Here is a 17,170-nt window from a genome sequence, read left to right on the forward strand (position 1 = left end):
GGAAGCCGGGTGCCGAAAGAATCTGAGAGAACAGAAGAACACAGGAGAAAACGATGGGACGCCTGACAACCCACGTACTGGACACCGCCCGCGGCTTGCCGGGGCAGGGGATCCGCGTCGAGGTCTACCGCCTCGCCGGTGGCAACCGCACCTGGCTGAAAGAAGTGGTCACCAACGACGACGGCCGCTGCGATGGCCCGATTCTGGAAGGGGAAGAGTTTCTGGTGGGTGAATACGAACTCGTATTCCACGCCGGCGAATACCTGCGCCGCCAGGGCAACCGCAACGGCGAGCCGCGCTTTCTGGATGTGATCCCGCTGCGATTTGGGGTTTCTGATTCCTCCCAGCACTTCCATGTGCCGCTGCTGGTTTCCCCTTACAGCTATTCCACTTACCGGGGTAGTTGATCAGACGTTAGGGGAGTTGTTGATTTTCGGCTTGCTAACGAAGCCGAATGCCAGACGCGAAGGGTAGGTACCGGGGATCGGTTTTCAAAAGCGTCGGCGACAGGACGTCGCCGACGCAACGCCCAGGGATGGGTTCACAGTGGTTTTGAAAACCGATACCCGGTGCCTGCCCGCCACAGGACCTGCTTAAACGGAGAGGGTGGGCCCGCGGGATGAGGAAGTGTTTTTCTCACCCCGAAAAACAATAAGCGAGAAAGAGAACGGGCTATGGAAACTTTTATCCTGGAATTTGCAAACTTTATGTTGCGTTGGCTGCACGTGATTGCCGCCATCGCCTGGATTGGCGAATCGATTTATTTCGTCATGCTCGACAATGGACTTAAAAAACCGGAAAACGAAGCCTGCCGTAAAAAAGGCGTCTTCGGCGAAATGTGGGCCGTGCACGGTGGCGGTTTCTATCACAACCAGAAATACGCAACCAGCCCCGAAAAACTCCCCGACGACCTCCACTGGTCCTTCTGGAAATCCTACACCACCTGGCTCTCCGGCTTCGCCCTGTTCATATTGTTGTATATGACAAACCCAGCCTTCTACCTCATCAACACCCAAAGCGACTGGGCCTGGGCCGCCGCACTCACCGGCTGGCAAGCCAACGTCGTCGCCATCGGCTTCCTGCTCTCTGGCTGGATCATCTACAACGAACTGTGCAAACGCATCAGTCCCAACATGGAACGGGACGGCCTGCTGAGTATCGCCGTCGGCGTCCTCATGATCGTCGTCGCGTATGTCAGCACCCAACTGTTCGCCGGCCGCGCCGCCTTCCTGATGACCGGCGCCGTCATGGCCACCGCCATGTCCGCCAACGTCTTCTTCTGGATCATCCCCGGCCAGCGCCGCATGGTGAATGCCATGAAGGAAGGCAAAGAGCCGAATCCCATCGACGGCAAGCGTGGCAAGCAGCGTTCCGTACACAACACCTATTTCACTCTGCCGGTGGTACTGCTGATGATCAGCAACCACTACGCCTTCACTTATACACATGAATTTGCGTGGGTAATCATGACGCTGTTTATTTTCGCGGGCGCACTGATCCGCCAGTTCTTTGTGTTGATGCACTCTGGCCAGATCAAGCCGGGGTACCCGGCGGCAGGCGTTGCGCTGATTATGGTCGCATTCTGGATTGTGTCTCCGCAGGCGGCGCCGAACCCGGCGATGGTTGAGGCCGAGCAGGTTCAGCCTGTGGAAAAAGTGGAGTCGGCTGAAGAAGCGGAAGTTGTTCCGTCGGAGTCGGCGCAAGTGGAGCAGGTTGCGAAAGAGCCTGTCTCTGCAGAGCAGGGAGATACCGCAGAAGTGGTGCCTGCAGAAGCTGAAGTGCCGGTTGCAGAAGAGGCTTCCCAGGGAGAAGACTTGTTCACACTGGTCGAACGCCACTGTGCCAACTGCCACTCCCAAAGCCCGACCCAACCGGGTTTCTCTGCACCGCCGGCTGGATTTGCCTTCGATAACCACGAGCAGGTCGAGCAAACCAAAGCCAAAATTCAGGCCGCAGTCGCCAGTGGCTATATGCCCCTCGGCAACATGACCGGCATGACAGACGAAGAGCGCGCGGTGTTTGCGGCCTGGTCCGAGTAGCTTTGAATTGCCCGCGGTGGCGGGCAAGCACTGGGTGTGGGGTTTCAGGACCGCTGTGAATACATCCCTGTACGCTTCGTCGGCAACGTCCCTGTTGCCGACGATCCTGAAACCCCACACCCAGCACTCGCCCTTCTCCCAAACATTGTGGTTCTTCTCAAAGTTGGTTTTCACCACACTTGTTTGTATACAATAGGCGGTTTCCAAATCCACAAACGCCAATACAAGCAAGCGAAGAGAGTCACGGGGAATGCCTGAAGCCACCGCGGATACCGCACCAGCTACCAAACGCAAACGTCAGGAAGGGACCGAGCGGGAGGATGCTATCTATCAGTCCATCAGTGACGCGATAGTCGAGCACCGTCTCAAACCCGGCTCCCGCCTGCGGGAGGATGCGCTCTCTGAAGTGTTCGGTGTAAGCCGTACCGGTATCCGCAAAGTCCTGCAGCGTCTGGCCATGGAGCAGCTGGTAACCATCGCTCCCCGTCGCGGTGCCAGCGTGGCGCGGCCGACGGCGGATGAGGCGCGGGAGGTGTTTGCGGCGCGGCAGATGATCGAGTGCGGTCTTATGCCGGAAGTGGCTGCGCGTGTTTCAAAAGTGGAAATTGCCGAGTTGCGGGCGTTGTCCCAGCGGGAAGTGGATGCCCTGCGCGAGGGAAATAACAGCCTTGCGATTCGTACGTCTTCTGAATTTCACGAGCGCCTGGCGCAGATGTCCGGCAATAAAACCCTGGCAGAGTTTATCGGGCGCCTTTGTTCCCGTTCATCTCTGATTCTCGCGGTTTATGGCAATTCCGGCGGTGAGCATATGGGGTGTGAATCTCACGATCACGATGAGCTTGTGCGTTTGCTGGAAGCCGGCGATGGTGCCGGTGCGTCGCAATTTATGCTGGATCACCTGAAGGCCGTTGAAGGCTCTCTGTCTATTGTGGAAGGCGCGGAAGAAGTGCCGGATCTCTACAGTATTTTCGGCAACTGATTCCTTTCTATCTTTCCTTTTCTTTCGGCCTGAAGTCCTTTCAGGCCGCTCGCTCCCCATTTCTGATATTTATTTCTCTGCCTGCATAGCTCGCAAGTTACTCCATTCGTTGATGCGAAGGTGGAGTGCCGGGTAAACCTTTTCGAAAGCGTCGGCGACAGGGGCCGAAGGCGCCGTGAATACTTGGAGCGGCCGGGCCACGTCGCCGACGCAGCCTACATGGACGTACTTGTGGCGGTTTCGAAAAGGTTTACCCGGTGATCCACCGCCACGGAGCTACCAGAGATCCCCCCATCGGACCCTGAGCCGCCGCGAAGCCCTGCCCATTCCCCAAAAAATTCCTGAACAACTGCAATCCGACGATTGCAAACCGTCTGAATACACTATATCTTTGTCTTGTATACAAAAAGTGTCGCCACAAAGTCGCGATGATTTGTATCCAAAAGTGACCGGATTGATCGAGTTTGATCTCCGGCATCCGTTGCCAGCGGTAATCAGCAACAGAAAAGGAATAACAACGTTGAATTCTTCGACCCAGGAAAAAGCGCAGAACCCGTACCCCCGCGACCTCATCGGTTACGGGCGCGACCTGCCTCAGGCCAACTGGCCCGGGCGCGCGAAAGTGGCTGTGCAGTTTGTGCTGAATTACGAAGAGGGCGGTGAGAACTGTGTGTTGCACGGGGACAGCCACTCCGAGCGCTTCCTGTCGGAAATCGTCGGTGCCGAGGCCTATGCCGATCGCCACATGAGCATGGAGTCCATCTACGAGTACGGCTCTCGCGCCGGTGTGTGGCGCATCCTCAATGAATTTGAAAAACGCGGTCTGCCGCTGACCGTGTTCGGCGTCGCCACCGCGCTTGAGCGCCACCCGGAATTGGCGCTGGCCTTTAAAGAACTGGGTCACGAAATTGCCTGCCACGGCCTGCGCTGGATTCACTACCAGAACATTCCGGAAAATATCGAGCGCGAGCATATGCGCCGGGCCATCGAGATTTTCCAGAAACTGTACGGCGAAAAGCCCCAGGGCTGGTACACCGGCCGCGACAGCCCCAATACCCGCCGACTGGTGGTGGACGAAGGCAGCTTCTTTTACGACAGCGATAACTACGGCGACGACCTGCCGTTCTGGACCCCGGTAGAAACTTCCGAGGGTGAGCAGCAAAACCATTTGGTCGTCCCGTACACCCTCGACACCAACGATATGCGCTTCGCCACGCCCCAGGGGTTCAACACCGGCGAGCATTTTTTTGATTATCTGCGCGATGCCTTCGACGTGCTTTACGCAGAGGGTGAAGACGCACCAAAAATGATGAGTGTCGGCCTGCACTGCCGCCTGATCGGTCGCCCCGGCCGCTTCCGCGCGCTGCAGAAATTTCTCGACTATATCGAAAAACACGATCGGGTTTGGGTGACCCGGCGTGTGGATATCGCCCGCCACTGGGCGTCTGAACACCCCGCCCCAGCGGCGAAAAACAATACGGTTTGTAGCAGTTTGGAAAAAGCACTGGAACAGTAATGAGCAACTCGAAATACCCAATGCACACCTATTACGCCCCCAAAGGCGGGCACCCGCCGCAGACGCAATTGCTGTCTGATCGCGCGGTATTTACCGAAGCCTACGCGGTGATTCCGAAAGGCGTGATGCGCGATATCGTCACCAGCTATCTGCCGTTCTGGGAGAAGACCCGCCTGTGGGTGCTGTCCCGTCCGCTGTCTGGATTCGCCGAGACGTTTTCCCAATACATTATGGAAGTGCAGTCCGGTGGCGGCAGTGAAAAGCCCGAGTCTGACCCGAATGCCGAAGGCGTGCTGTTTGTGGTGGAGGGCGAACTGACCCTGACCCTGAACGGCCAGCGCTACCGCATGGAAGAGGGCGGTTACGCATTTATTCCGCCGGGCAGCGACTGGCAGGTGCGCAACGAATGTGCGTCTACACTGCGCTTCCACTGGATTCGCAAATATTACGAACGGGTAGACGGTATCGATGTGCCGGAAGCCTTCGTTACCAATGAAAAAGATGTTCAGCCCATCGAAATGCCGGACACAGAAGGCTGCTGGGCCACCACGCGCTTTGTGGATATCGAAGATATCCGCCACGACATGCACGTGAATATCGTCACCTTCCAACCCGGTGGCGTAATTCCGTTTGCGGAAACCCACGTGATGGAGCACGGCCTTTATGTACTCCAGGGCAAGGCCGCGTACCTGCTGAACAAAGACTGGGTAGAAGTGGAGGCCGGCGATTACATGTGGCTGCGCGCCTTCTGCCCGCAAGCCTGCTATGCCGGCGGCCCCGGCCCGTTCCGTTACCTCCTGTACAAAGACGTAAACCGTCAAATGAAACTCGGGGGTTTTGGTAACCGCTGATTGTTATGCGCGTACACGGATGTAGCACACCCTAATTCTAAAAAAGATGGAGAAAACCACCATGCTCGAAACTGTACTCGAACTTAGGGCACAACCACTGACCGCAGAAGCCTTCGCGCCCTATGGCGATGTGATCGACAGTCGCACCGCGGATTCGTTTTCGATCAACGGCGGACGCGCGCAGCGCTATCACGACCTGGTGCAGATCGAAACCCTGGGTGAAGAGGCCCGCCCACTGGTGAGCATTTTTATCAGTGAGCCCGTCGAGCTTCCCCTGGAGCTGACATATCTGGAGCGTCACCCGCTGGGTAGCCAGGCGTTTATTCCGATGCACGAAGAGCGTTTCGTCATCGTGGTCGCGCCCAAGGGGGAAGCCATCGATCCGAAGGAGGTGCGCGCGTTTATTACCGACGGCCGCCAGGGCGTGAATTACCGCGCGGGCTTGTGGCACGGCGTGCAGTCGGTAATCGAGCGCAAGGGCGAGTTTGTGGTGGTGGATCGTGGTGGTAAAGGGAAAAACTGCGATGAGTACCCGATGAATATTCGAGTGCATGTAGCGGATGTAGTGGTCGGAGAAGAAGCTTTAGTCACCGCCTGAATTTAGATCAGCGTCACCCCGGCGAAGGCCGGGGTCCAGTGACACGAAGTGCAGGGTCACATGTTAACGGGAATGACGAAGAAATACCGATAGTACAAGCACCCAATAACCGGTGCAGGAAGCAAGAATAACCAAGCAATTTCTGAAGCGATGACTTCAGTGGGAGAAAACTATGGCTCGCATGACAGCTGCCGAAGCCGCGGTTCACGTATTGAGAAAAGAAGGCATCGACGTTGCCTTCGGCGTGCCCGGTGCCGCAATCAACCCTTTCTATTCTGCGCTGCGTAAAGTCGGCGGTATCGACCATACCCTGGCCCGCCATGTGGAAGGTGCCTCACATATGGCCGAGGGTTACACTCGCACCAAGGCCGGCAATATCGGAGTGTGCATCGGTACCTCCGGCCCCGCCGGCACCGACATGATTACCGGCCTTTACTCGGCCAGCGCAGACTCCATTCCGATTCTGTGCATCACCGGTCAGGCGCCGGTTTCCAAACTGCACAAGGAAGATTTCCAGGCGGTGGATATCAAGGCAATCGCCGGCCCGGTCACCAAGTGGGCGATCACCGTGATGGAAGCGGCCCAGGTACCGCGCGCTTTCCAGCAGGCGTTCCACCTGATGCGCAGCGCGCGTCCGGGCCCGGTACTGATCGATCTGCCTATCGACGTGCAGATGACCGAAATCGAATTCGATCCGGATACCTACGAGCCGCTGCCCGTGTACAAGCCGGCCGCTACCCGCGCCCAGGTTGAAAAAGCTCTGACCATGCTGAACGACGCGGACAAGCCGTTGCTGGTTGCCGGTGGTGGTGTGATCAATGCCGACGCCAGCGATCTGCTCACCGAGTTTGCGGAAATCACCGGCGTACCGGTAATCCCGACCCTGATGGGCTGGGGCACCATTCCCGATGATCACCCGCTGATGGCGGGCATGGTGGGCCTGCAGACCTCCCACCGTTACGGCAACGCCACCATGCTGGCGTCTGACTTCGTAATGGGAATCGGCAACCGCTGGGCCAACCGCCACACCGGTAACGTTTCCACCTACACCGAAGGCCGCAAATTCGTACACGTGGATATTGAGCCCACCCAGATCGGCCGTATTTTCGGCCCGGACTACGGCATTGTTTCCGATGCAAAAGCCGCGCTGGAACTGATGATTGAAGTAGCCAGCGAATGGAAAGCCGCCGGTCGTCTGAAAGATCGCAGTGCCTGGGGCAATGACTGTCAGGAGCGCAAGCGCACCCTGCTGCGCAAGACCCACTTCGACAATGTGCCGGTAAAACCCCAGCGCGTGTACGAAGAAATGAACAAAGTCTTCGGCAAAAACGCCCGCTACGTTTCCACCATCGGTCTGTCGCAGATTGCCGGTGCCCAGTTCCTGCACGTGTACAAGCCACGCCACTGGATCAACTGTGGCCAGGCCGGACCGCTGGGTTGGACAGTGCCTGCAGCACTCGGTGTAGCCAAGGCCGACCCGGAAGCGGAAATTGTTGCGCTGTCTGGTGACTACGACTTCCAGTTTATGGTGGAAGAACTCGCCGCCGGTGCCCAGTTCAACCTGCCGTACATCCACGTACTGGTGAACAACTCCTATCTGGGATTGATCCGCCAGGCGCAGCGCAATTTCGATATGGATTACTGCGTGCAGCTGGCATTTGAAAACATCAACTGCCCGGAAATTGAAGGCTACGGTGTGGACCACGTGTCCGTAGTGGAAGGCCTCGGCTGTAAAGCGCTGCGGGTCACCCACCCGGACGATATCGCCCCGGCACTGGAAAAAGCCCGCGCGCTGATGAAACAGCATCGCGTGCCGGTTGTGGTTGAGGTAATCCTCGAGCGCGTAACCAATATTTCCATGGGTGTGGATCTCGACGGCGTAAACGAATTTGAAGCGCTGGCGGAAGGCGAGGGCGACGCGCCCACCTCAATCGCCGCACTGACCTGAACACTTAACTCCCGTCACCCCGGCGAAGACCGGGGTCCAGAATCCCGAACCTAGCACCGAGAGTACCTGGATTCCCGCTTGCGCGGAAATGACGAAAAAATAACAGGAGAAGCAAAATGCCAAAATTTACTGCCAACCTGAGCATGCTGTTTACCGAGGTGGATTTCCTCGACCGATTCAAAGCCGCCGCCGATGCGGGCTTCAAGGGCGTGGAATATCTATTCCCCTACGATTACAGCGTGCAGGAAATCAAACAGCGCCTGGACGACAACGGCCTGACCCAGGTACTGCACAACCTCCCCGCGGGCGACTGGGCCGCCGGTGAGCGCGGCATCGCCTGTCACCCGGATCGCGTGGACGAGTTCCGCGCAGGTGTGGCCAAAGCCATCGAGTACGCCACCGCACTGGGCTGCAAGCAGGTGAACTGCCTCGCCGGTATCGCCCCGGTCGGTGTAGGTAAGGAAGAAGCCCGCCAGACCCTGATTCAGAACCTGCGCTTTGCTGCAGACAACCTGCAGGCTGCCGGCATCCAGCTGCTGGCCGAGCCCATTAACACCCGCGATATTCCCGGGTTCTTCCTGAACGGTACCGAGCAGGCACTGGAAATTTTCGACGAGGTGGGCAGCAACAACCTGAAGCTGCAGTACGACATCTACCACATGCAGATTATGGAAGGCGATATCGCCCCGACCATCGAAAAGCATCTGGAGCAGATCGCCCACGTACAGCTCGCGGACAACCCGGGCCGTCACGAGCCGGGTACCGGAGAAATCAACTACCCCTTCCTGTTTCAGCACCTGGACAAGCTCGGCTATGACGGTTGGGTCGGCTGCGAATACAAGCCGAAAACCACCACCAGCGAAGGCCTGGGCTGGCTGGATGCGGCACACACGTAAGAACTGCAAGTTTAGAGCGGGGTTGGCGGCGGTACACCTTTCCGGAACACGCCGTAAACCCATCCCTGGGGGCTCTGCATCGACATCCATGTCGATGAAGGTTCCGGAAAGGTGTACCGCCACCAACCGGCAACCATGTGTACGAGTTTCCTGAAAATAAATGAAAAATTCTGGAGAGAGAAATGAGCAAGATCGGATTTATCGGCCTCGGCATCATGGGCCGCCCAATGGCAGGTCACCTGCTGGATGCAGGCCACCAACTATTCACCAATGACCGCGGCCGCGCCCTGGACGCAACCCTCGCCGAAAAAGGCATGCAGGTTGTCGCCAGCCCCAAAGCCGTGGCAGAAAACTGCGAAATCATCATCACCATGGTCCCGGACACTCCGGACGTGGAATCCGTACTGTTCGGCCAGGAAGGTGTAGTCGAAGGCCTGCAGCCCGGTGCTCTGGTCATCGACATGAGCTCCATCGCCCCGGTCCCCACCCAGGAATTTGCCAAGCGCATTGCCGCTGCCGGCGGTGAATACGTGGATGCCCCCGTATCCGGCGGCGAAGGCGGAGCCATCAACGCTGCCCTGACCATCATGGTCGGCGCCACCGAAGAAGGCTTCGTCCGCGCCCATCCGATCCTCGAAGTCATGGGTAAAACCATCACCCACATCGGCCCCCAGGGCTCCGGCCAGACCTGCAAAGTCGCCAACCAGATCATCGTCGCCCTCACCATCGAAGCCGTCTCCGAAGGCCTCCTGTTCGCCTCCAAAGCCGGCGCCGACGTCGCCAAAGTGCGCGAATCCCTGCTCGGCGGCCTCGCCTCTTCGAAAATTCTCGAAGTCCACGGCGAACGCATGATCAAACGCACCTTCGACCCAGGCTTCCGCATCCGCCTGCACCAGAAAGACCTCAACCTGGCCCTCGAAAGCGCCCGCGCCTTCAACCTCAGCCTCCCGGGCACCGCCAACGCTCAGCAGCTGTTCCAGGCCTGCGCCGCCAACGGCGGCGCCGACTGGGACCACGCCGGCATCGTGCGCGCCCTGGAAAAGCTCGCGGACCACGAAATCGGCAGCTGAGCTGTATTTTTAGTCAGAGTCGCATGAAATAAGTCTGGCGGCGCCCACTGGCGGTAACCCTTCCCGGGACACGCCGTGAACCCATCCCTGGGGGCTCTTCTAAAACGTCCCTGTTTTAGAAGGTCCCGGGAAGGGTTACCGCCAGCGGGCTGCAATTTGAACAGTATTACTTCGTTGCGGCCTAAAGAACCCAGTGTTTCCGCTGGCGATGAAGAATCGCCGTCGCCAGTGGCTTTTTCCGGAACTGTTTTTGCATTATCTCTTTTAATGCGGAAAACAGGCTGGATAAGGGAGACGTGTCCACGGACTCCCCCAGCAAGGCTCTTCTCCGTGAGTCAAGCTGTCGGACACGTTTCCCTTATCCGGCTTGGATGCTTCCGTGTAGTAATCTGAAACTACAATGGAAGTTGCCAATCAGCTTACGTAGTTAAGATGTAAGAATTGAAGGTCGAGTACCGGGTAAAAGGTTTCAGGAGCGTCGCAAACAGGATGTTTGCGCCGCAGCGCCCAGGGATGGGTTCACAGCGGTCCTGAAACCTTTTACCCGGTGCTCGACCGCCACAGGACCCAAAAAGAACGGAAGGGCCCTGATCGAGCGCATGGGAAATAACAATTACGAGGTCACTGTCGATGAACAAACTGCCCGAACTTCCGACCCTCAACCGCCCCGCGGATTACACCGCCTGGCTGCGGGACCTGTCTGAAATCGCCATCGCCTCCGTACACCCCGACACCTTATTGCCCTCGCGGCTCCCCGAACCACCCATCGGCCGCACCATCGTCATCGGCGCCGGCAAAGCCGCCGCCGCCATGGCCTCCGCCCTCGAAAAAGCCTGGGCCAAAAAATACATGCGCTCCGAAATCGAAGGCCTCGTCGTCACACGATACGAGCACGGCGCCAACTGCAAAAAAATCGAAGTCCTCGAAGCCTCCCACCCCATGCCCGACAACATGGGAGAAGTCGCCGCCAAACGCATGCTCGCCGCCGTCAAAGACCTCGGCAAAAACGACCTCGTCATCGCTCTCATCTCCGGCGGCGGCTCCGCACTCATGACACTGCCAGCGCCGGGACTGAAACTCGAACAGAAACAGGCCATCAACAAAGCCCTGTTGCGCAGTGGCGCCCCCATTCGCGAAATCAACACCGTGCGCCGCCACCTGTCCGCCATCAAAGGCGGCCGCCTCGCCGCCGCCGCACACCCCGCGCGGGTCGTCACCTACCTGATCTCCGATGTCCCTGGAGACGACCCAACCCTCATCGCCTCCGGCCCCACACTGCCAGACAGCTCCACACCGGCCGACGCCCTCGAGATCCTGCAGCGCTACAACATCGAAATCGAAGATGACGTGCGCGCGCACCTGCAAAGTGACAAAAAGGCCCCCAGGCTCGGCGACAAAGCATTCAACCGCGACACCGCCCGCGTACTCGCCAAAGCCAGCGATGCTCTCAATGCCGCCAGCGATGCCGCCATCTCCGCCGGCGTCGACGTACGCGTACTCGGTGACAACCTGGAAGGGGAGGCGCGCGAACTGGGCCGCGAACACGCCCTGATGGCCCTCGCCGCGCAGAAAGGAATCAGCCACCCACTGCTGATACTTTCCGGCGGAGAAACCAGCGTCACCGTCACCGGTAATGGCCGCGGCGGGCGCAATGTGGAATATTTACTGGGACTGTTCACCGCCCTTGGCGGCGCCAATGGCATTTTCGGTCTCGCCATCGACACCGACGGCATCGATGGCTCGGAAGACAACGCCGGTGCATTCTGCGCGCCGGACGACTGGGCGAAGATGCAGGCGCAGGGATTGCGCCCCCGGGAGTACCTGGCCAACAACGACGCCTATAGTTTCTTTGCCGAGCTGGAAAATTTGATTGTCACCGGCCCCACGCGCACCAACGTCAATGATTTCCGCGCGATCCTGATTTTGCCGCCGGCGAAGAGCTGATAAAACGAGAAAAGTTGAGAGATTAGAGGTCCCGATGAGCCAGAAACCCGCCAACCAACGCACGGCCAACCCCACCCGCCGTACCAAAATTGTCGCCACACTCGGCCCCGCCAGCGACAAAGACGGCGTGCTGGAAAAAATGCTCAAGGCCGGCGTGGACGTGGTGCGGCTGAATTTCTCCCACGGCACGCCCGACGATCACCGCCGCCGCCTGCAGCAGGTGCGAGAAATTGCCGATCGCCTCGGCAAAACCGTCGCCGCTCTCGGTGACCTGCAGGGCCCCAAAATCCGTATCGCCCGCTTCAAAGATAACGCAGTCAACCTGCAGGAAGGCCAGCCTTTCGTGCTGGATATGTCACTCGATACCAACGAGGGCGACGAGAAACGGGTCGGCTGTGACTACAAGGATCTGATCCGGGATGTATCCGCCGGCGACGTGCTGTTGCTGGACGACGGCCGCGTGGTGCTGGAAGTCAACAGCGTCAGTGATGGTGAAGTGCACACCACCGTCGTTGTGGGCGGCAAGCTGTCCAACAACAAAGGCATCAACAAGCAGGGCGGCGGACTGTCTGCGGCGGCACTGACCGACAAAGACAAGGCCGACCTGAAAACCGCCATCGATATCGGCGTGGATTATCTCGCTGTCTCCTTCCCCCGTAGCGCCGAGGATATGAAAGAAGCGCGCGCACTGCTGGGGGACGCCGGCAAGCATATTGGCCTCGTGGCCAAGGTAGAACGCGCCGAAGCGGTGGCGGACGAGGAAACCCTCGACGATATTATCCGCGCCTCGGAAGCGGTAATGGTGGCCCGCGGTGACCTGGGTGTGGAGATCGGCGATGCCGCGCTGATCGGTGTGCAGAAGCGCATGATCCTGCGCGCCCGCCAACTGAACCGCGCGGTGATCACCGCCACCCAGATGCTGGAAACCATGATTACCGCGCCACTGCCCACCCGCGCTGAAGTGTTCGACGTGGCCAACGCGGTACTCGATGGCACAGATGCGGTCATGCTGTCGGCGGAAACCGCCGCCGGGGATTTCCCGGTGGAAGCGGTGGAGGCCATGACCCGATTGTGCCTCGGCGCCGAGCGCGAGCGCTCTGCCCAGGAGTCCGGCCACCGCATGCACCAGGATTTCAGCCGCATCGACGAGACCATCTCGCTGTCTGCCATGTACGCCGCCAACCATCTGGCCGGTGTTACCGCCATCGCCTGCATGACCCAGACCGGTTACACCCCGCTGATCGCCTCGCGCATCCGCTCCGGCCTGCCCATCGTCGGCCTGGCCCACGATCCCATCGCCCAGCGGCGCATGGCGCTGTATCGCGGGGTGATCTCGGTGCTGTTTGAACCCGGTGAAGGGGAGGGGGATAGGGAACTGAATGAGCGCGCCCTGGCGACACTGAAGGAAAGAGGTATCGTCAAAGTTGGCGAGCAGGTGATTCTGATCCGTGGGGACCTGATGCAGTCCCACGGCGGGACCAATACCCTCAAGATCCTCGAAGTCGCGGATTGATTACATTCGCTGCGGCGGATCGTATACACTGGCTGGCAACACTAGGGGGACTCTGGTTAAGTCCGCAATGCCTCAGCGTGACCTGAAGGTAGCAGCTGTTAGGCGCAGCTCGCAGTGAATGGCCCGGTCCTTTACAAGAGCTGCAACGCAGCAGATGCTGCCTTCAGGTCTCGCCCTTCGGGGCTTTCAGAGCGATCCACACTCTGCGTTGTGACTTCTTGAAAGGTCCATACATTCCTGCGAAGTCACGCCTTGATTGTGAACCGCTCTGAAAGCCTGAGGCATCGCGGACTTAACCAGAGGCCCCCTTGAATAAATTGGCTGCCAAATTGCATGACTTCTGATGACGGAGTCCAGTGCGAGGGAGCCTCCAGCAGGAAGTAGTGCAAGATGAGCAAATCCTGGCAACAGGAGGTGCTGGCGGAGATCAAGGCCGGTGGCCGGGTGACCGACCAGCAGATTGTGGACAAGATTCGCAAGGCCGTGCTGACCCAGCGCCTGCCGCCAAATACCCGGCTGCCGGAACTCACCCTGGGTGAGATCTTTGGCGTCAGCCGCTCGGTTATCCGCAAGGCTCTGACCCGCCTGGATGCAGACCACGTGATTACCCAGGCGCCCAACCAGGTCGCCCGGGTCCGTGCACCGTCTATCGAGGAAACCCGGGAAACCTTTGCTGCCCGCCGGCTGGTGGAAGGCGAAGTCTGCGCACTGCTGGCGGGTAACATGAAACCCGCCCAGCTCAAGACACTGGAAAAGCTGGTCCAGGCAGAAATCGAAGCCCATCAGGCGGGCGATGAACCGGCGCGGATCGAGCACTCACTGGCAATCCACCACATGCTGGCGGACCTGTCGAGTAACCGGGTACTGGGCAACTTCCTCACGGATCTGGTGCTGCGCACCTCCATCGTGATTGCGCTGTACAAGCGGGACGGACTCGCCTCCTGCTACCTGAAAGGCGACCACACCCGGCTGCTGGAAAGCCTGCAGTCCGGCGATGGAGAGGGAGCCCGCGACGCCATCGTCGCGCACCTGAACCGTCTGGAAAATTTGATGGACCTCAGCACAAGGGATTCCAGTATTGATCTGATGGCAATTCTTGGACAGAGAGGAGGACACCTCTGAAAATCTACTGCGCGTGCCCCTGGCGGCGTCCGGCGGCCACCACCAGCCACCCGCTCGCTACGATTTTCAAAGGTGTCCAAATTATGAAACCACCGAAGCCTCTGGCGCTAAGTCACAGATAAGCGCCATTGGCCGCGGGCAGTAATACCGCCCGCCAGGGTCGTAAGGGAAACCGAGCGGCCTCCCGCATTTGGAAAGGTGATGAAACAGAGCAAAATCCTGGAGGACGGCCACGGCCGTCGTTTCTACTACCTGCGCCTGTCGGTGACAGATGTCTGCAACTTCCGTTGCGACTACTGCCTGCCAGACGGCTACCAGGCCACCCCAAAAGCCCCGGACCTCAGTGTCGCCGAGGCCAGCACCGTCATGCGCGCCTTTGCCATGCTAGGCACCAGAAAAGTGCGCCTGAGCGGCGGCGAGCCGTCCCTGCGCAAAGACCTGCCCGAACTTATCCAGGCCGCCAGCACCACCCCCGGCATCCAGCGCGTCGCCGTCACCAGCAATGGCTACAAACTCCCCAGTGTTATCGACAGCTGGCACCACAGTGGCCTCGACCAGCTCAATATCAGCATCGACAGCCTCGACAATGCCGAATTCGCCCGCATCACCGGCCACGACTGCCTGCCCAAAATCCGCACCGGCATCGACCGCGCACTGGAATTGGGCATTCAAACCAAAGTCAACGCCGTCCTGCTCTCCGATGGTGCCCAGGCCCGCCTGCAGCAATTCCTGACCTGGTTAAAAACCACACCGGTTACCCTGCGCTTTATCGAACTCATGCAGACCGGCGACAACCGCGACTACTTCGCCAGCAACCACCTGCGTGGCAGCGACATCGAACAGCAGCTGATCGAAACCGGCTGGCAACTCCTCCCCAGAGCCATAGACGCCGGCCCCGCCCGCGAATACGTCCACCCCGACTACACAGGCCGCATCGGCCTTATCACTCCCTACAGCAAAGACTTCTGCAACAGCTGCAATCGCCTGCGCGTCTCCGCCCAGGGCAAACTGCACCTGTGCCTGTTTTCTGATGCCGGCCTCGATCTGCGCGAAGTCATCCGTACAGGCGACGCCGTCGCACTGGCCGAAAAAGTGCGGGCACTGATCGGCAACAAAGAAGTCAGTCACTATCTGCAGCAGGGGAATACCGGCGGAACTCAGAATCTTTCGATTATCGGTGGGTGAATACGAAGCGACCTCAGACAGAATTCGCTTACGAAGTACAGCAATTTGAATTTAAGCTGGAGTGATAGGGGGCAGGTTTTCAGGAGCGTCGGCGACAGGGACGTCGCCGACGCAGCGTACAGGGATGTATACACAGCGGTCCTGAAAACCTGTCCCCTACCGCTCCAGCGCCACACAACCAAGAACAGAGCACAAGAAAAAGGCTACGGAGCAAAAAACCAATGAGCCACGCCCCAACAAACCCAGATCAAAAACTCAACATCGCCATTCTGACGGTTTCAGATACAAGAACCGAAGAAAACGACACCTCCGGTAAATACCTCGTAGAAGCACTGAAAGAAGACGGCCACAACCTCGCCGACAAGGCCATCGTGATCGACGATAAATACTTGCTGCGCGCCAAAGTTAGCGAATGGATCGCCGACCCGGAAATCCAGGTCATCATCTCCACCGGCGGCACCGGCTTCGCAGGTCGTGACTCCACCCCCGAAGCTCTCGCCCCTCTGCTCGACAAACACATCGACGGCTTCGGCGAAATGTTCCGCTCCATCAGCTATGAGGAAATCGGCTCCTCCACTATCCAGTCCCGCGCACTCGCCGGCATCGCCAACCGCACATTGGTCGCCTGCCTCCCAGGGTCCACCGGCGCCTGCAAAACCGGCTGGACCAAACTGCTGCGCGAACAATTAACTGCAACCCACATGCCCTGCAATTTCGTAGGCTATCTAACTAAATAATTCGCTCAATGCTGCCCAAGTAAGAACACCATGACCCTCACACACCTGAACCAAAAGGGCGAAGCCAGCATGGTCGATGTCACCGACAAGGACATCACCGACCGCTCCGCCCGCGCCGAATCCGCCGTCGCCATGTCTGCGGAAGCCTTCGAACAGCTGAAAGCCGGCAACAACAAAAAAGGCGATGTGCTCGCCACCGCGCGCATTGCCGGCATCCAGGCCGCCAAGAAAACCGCCGACCTGATACCTCTGTGCCACCCGCTGGCGCTGACCAAAGTGCAGGTAGATTTTGAGCTGGATGAAGCCAACCAAAGCGTCAACATTCAAGCCTACTGCCGTCTCGCCGGCCGCACCGGCGTAGAAATGGAAGCGCTCACCGCAGCAAGCGTCGCCGCACTGACTATTTACGATATGTGCAAAGCCGTAGACCCGGCCATGGTCATCGGCCCCACCAAGCTTCAGGAAAAAGTCGGCGGCAAGCGCGGCCACTGGACACCTGAACAGAGCGCAGGGGAAAAATCGTGATCAGGGTATTGTTCTTCGCCAGCCTGCGCGAACAGCTGGAGCGCGATGTAATGGAAGTCGATCCGACAGGCATCAGCGACGTGAGTGAGCTGCGCAGCAAGCTGGCCGAGCAGGGCGCAATCTGGCAGAGCGCCCTCGGCAGCGACCAGTTACAGGTTGCTCTCAATCAGCAGCTGTCGACCATGGATGCTGCCATCAAAGACGGCGATGAAGTCGCCTTCTTCCCACCGGTCACCGGAGGCTGAAG

16 protein-coding genes and 1 riboswitch are annotated in these 17,170 nt (G+C 58.9%); all 16 genes read left to right on the top strand.

Going from position 1 to position 17,170, the window contains the following annotated elements:
* The first annotated feature begins 53 nt into the window (after nucleotides 1-53).
* The 16 genes from uraH to moaD all read left to right on the top strand — a co-directional run bounded on the left by uraH (nucleotide 54) and on the right by moaD (nucleotide 17,168).
* The gene (uraH, locus tag ACXAG1_RS06410; RefSeq protein ID WP_105103433.1) at nucleotides 54-407 is read left to right on the top strand and encodes a hydroxyisourate hydrolase; all 354 of its coding nucleotides are present in this window, start codon (nucleotides 54-56) and stop codon (nucleotides 405-407) included.
* Nucleotides 408-674: 267 nt separating this feature from the next.
* Nucleotides 675-2,039: a urate hydroxylase PuuD gene (locus tag ACXAG1_RS06415; protein WP_475119263.1), complete on the top strand. Its 1,365-nt coding sequence runs from the start codon at nucleotides 675-677 to the stop codon at nucleotides 2,037-2,039.
* A gap of 250 nt (nucleotides 2,040-2,289) precedes the next feature.
* Complete coding sequence (locus tag ACXAG1_RS06420) at nucleotides 2,290-3,018, top strand: GntR family transcriptional regulator (RefSeq protein WP_475119264.1); 729 nt, start codon at nucleotides 2,290-2,292, stop codon at nucleotides 3,016-3,018.
* A gap of 520 nt (nucleotides 3,019-3,538) precedes the next feature.
* Nucleotides 3,539-4,534: an allantoinase PuuE gene (gene puuE, locus ACXAG1_RS06425; protein ID WP_475119265.1), complete on the top strand. Its 996-nt coding sequence runs from the start codon at nucleotides 3,539-3,541 to the stop codon at nucleotides 4,532-4,534.
* Nucleotides 4,534-5,385: a bifunctional allantoicase/(S)-ureidoglycine aminohydrolase gene (locus ACXAG1_RS06430; protein ID WP_475092035.1), complete on the top strand. Its 852-nt coding sequence runs from the start codon at nucleotides 4,534-4,536 to the stop codon at nucleotides 5,383-5,385. Before puuE ends, ACXAG1_RS06430 begins: the two co-directional genes overlap by 1 nt.
* A gap of 61 nt (nucleotides 5,386-5,446) precedes the next feature.
* Entirely contained in the window at nucleotides 5,447-5,983 is a 537-nt protein-coding gene (locus ACXAG1_RS06435; protein ID WP_475092036.1) for an ureidoglycolate lyase, read from the top strand.
* 172 nt (nucleotides 5,984-6,155) lie between these two features.
* Nucleotides 6,156-7,931 carry a glyoxylate carboligase gene (gcl, locus tag ACXAG1_RS06440; protein ID WP_475119266.1) on the top strand — a complete coding sequence of 592 codons (1,776 nt, stop codon included), beginning with the start codon at nucleotides 6,156-6,158 and terminating at the stop codon, nucleotides 7,929-7,931.
* A 116-nt stretch (nucleotides 7,932-8,047) separates the two neighbouring features.
* The gene (gene hyi, locus ACXAG1_RS06445; RefSeq protein ID WP_475119267.1) at nucleotides 8,048-8,827 is read left to right on the top strand and encodes a hydroxypyruvate isomerase; all 780 of its coding nucleotides are present in this window, start codon (nucleotides 8,048-8,050) and stop codon (nucleotides 8,825-8,827) included.
* A gap of 182 nt (nucleotides 8,828-9,009) precedes the next feature.
* Nucleotides 9,010-9,897: a 2-hydroxy-3-oxopropionate reductase gene (locus tag ACXAG1_RS06450; RefSeq protein ID WP_475092039.1), complete on the top strand. Its 888-nt coding sequence runs from the start codon at nucleotides 9,010-9,012 to the stop codon at nucleotides 9,895-9,897.
* Between the two features lie 630 nt (nucleotides 9,898-10,527).
* A complete protein-coding gene (locus tag ACXAG1_RS06455; protein WP_475119268.1) occupies nucleotides 10,528-11,841 on the top strand; it encodes a glycerate kinase type-2 family protein in 1,314 nt (437 codons plus the stop codon).
* A gap of 34 nt (nucleotides 11,842-11,875) precedes the next feature.
* Nucleotides 11,876-13,354 (top strand): pyruvate kinase, encoded by a 1,479-nt coding sequence (pyk, locus tag ACXAG1_RS06460; protein WP_475119269.1) that lies wholly within the window; start codon nucleotides 11,876-11,878, stop codon nucleotides 13,352-13,354.
* A 390-nt stretch (nucleotides 13,355-13,744) separates the two neighbouring features.
* Nucleotides 13,745-14,476, top strand: a complete 732-nt coding sequence (locus ACXAG1_RS06465) for a GntR family transcriptional regulator (RefSeq protein ID WP_475119270.1) — start codon at nucleotides 13,745-13,747, stop codon at nucleotides 14,474-14,476.
* A gap of 78 nt (nucleotides 14,477-14,554) precedes the next feature.
* Nucleotides 14,555-14,693: riboswitch (molybdenum cofactor riboswitch) on the top strand.
* Nucleotides 14,678-15,661 (top strand): GTP 3',8-cyclase MoaA, encoded by a 984-nt coding sequence (gene moaA / locus ACXAG1_RS06470; protein WP_475119271.1) that lies wholly within the window; start codon nucleotides 14,678-14,680, stop codon nucleotides 15,659-15,661. (Overlaps the previous riboswitch by 16 nt.)
* Before the next feature lie 221 nt (nucleotides 15,662-15,882).
* Nucleotides 15,883-16,398, top strand: coding sequence for a molybdenum cofactor biosynthesis protein B (gene moaB, locus ACXAG1_RS06475; RefSeq protein WP_475119272.1), 516 nt, complete (start codon nucleotides 15,883-15,885; stop codon nucleotides 16,396-16,398).
* A 30-nt stretch (nucleotides 16,399-16,428) separates the two neighbouring features.
* Nucleotides 16,429-16,923: a cyclic pyranopterin monophosphate synthase MoaC gene (gene moaC / locus ACXAG1_RS06480; RefSeq protein WP_475119273.1), complete on the top strand. Its 495-nt coding sequence runs from the start codon at nucleotides 16,429-16,431 to the stop codon at nucleotides 16,921-16,923.
* Nucleotides 16,920-17,168, top strand: coding sequence for a molybdopterin converting factor subunit 1 (gene moaD / locus ACXAG1_RS06485; protein ID WP_475119274.1), 249 nt, complete (start codon nucleotides 16,920-16,922; stop codon nucleotides 17,166-17,168). Before moaC ends, moaD begins: the two co-directional genes overlap by 4 nt.
* Nucleotides 17,169-17,170: the final 2 nt, after the last annotated feature.

Source organism: Microbulbifer sp. ABE4_465 (genome assembly GCF_056160765.1).